Annotated in this window: 2 protein-coding genes; one reads left to right on the forward strand and one right to left on the reverse strand. The window is 60.3% G+C overall.

Going from position 1 to position 881, the window contains the following annotated elements:
- On the forward strand, positions 1 to 356 hold a 356-nt coding region (locus AC1D0Z_RS23110), incomplete at its 5' end, for a hypothetical protein (RefSeq protein WP_477660462.1).
- 50 nt (positions 357 to 406) lie between these two features.
- Here the strand turns inward: AC1D0Z_RS23110 and AC1D0Z_RS23115 are convergent.
- The gene (locus AC1D0Z_RS23115; RefSeq protein WP_477660463.1) at positions 407 to 862 is read right to left on the reverse strand and encodes a hypothetical protein; all 456 of its coding nucleotides are present in this window, start codon (positions 860 to 862) and stop codon (positions 407 to 409) included.
- Positions 863 to 881 lie beyond the last annotated feature (19 nt).

Raw genomic sequence — 881 nt, forward strand, 5'->3', positions numbered from 1 at the left:
AGATTCACCTCACCAAAGAGGAATATCTTGTCGCCCAAAAGCTCTACCGTGGCTGGCACTTTGTGGCGCCGATTGTGATCCTTGCATTCGCAAGCACTGTCCTTTTGTTCAGCCAGGCCGAAGCCGTGGGGCCTGCGGCAGAGATCGCCGCGCTGGTTGCCTGTCTCTGCGTGGCGGCAACGCAGGTGGTGTTCTGGGTATTCACCTTTCCCGTCAACCGGGCAACGCAGAACTGGACCAAGGCGCCTCAAGACTGGGCCGTGCTTCGTCGCAGGTGGGAATACTCGCACGCCGCATCCGCGGTGCTTAATCTTGTCGCTTTCGGCGCTGCCGTGCTGGCTGCCTTGCGGTCGTAAGACTTCTCGTCAAAGCCGCCCGGCGCAGCTCAAGCAAGCACGGCGACAGCTTAAGTGCCGAGGGTAGGGCGTCCGGTCTTGATGGCGGGGACTTGCTCAAGCGCCGTCAGGAAGGCAGCATCGGACAGGCTGGCCAGCAGCTTGATGCCGGCGCGCAGCAGCTCGCTTTTCTTGGCCGGACGGGTGAGCTTGGCGGCACGCTGCTTCAGATCGTCCAGCACCACGTATTCGGCCTTCGGGATGGTGAAGCTGTCGCGGACCAGCTTGGGCTTTTTGGTTTTTTCCGGCTTTGCGGTTTTGGCGGGCTTGGTGCTGGCTTGAGGTTTGGTCGCAGGTTTTTTAACGCCGGCCTTTTTTACGGTGGCTTTCCTGGCCGTACCTTTGCCGGCCGGGGCCTTCGCCGTCACCTTTTTCGGGGCGGGTTTGGCGGCGGTTTTCACGGGTGTTTTGGGAGAAGCGGGTGCCGTTGCGGCGGGTTTTGCAGTTGCTTTTTTGCGGGTAGCCATGGATTGATCCTTTTAAATG

Source organism: Polaromonas sp. P1_E3, from assembly GCF_056405935.1.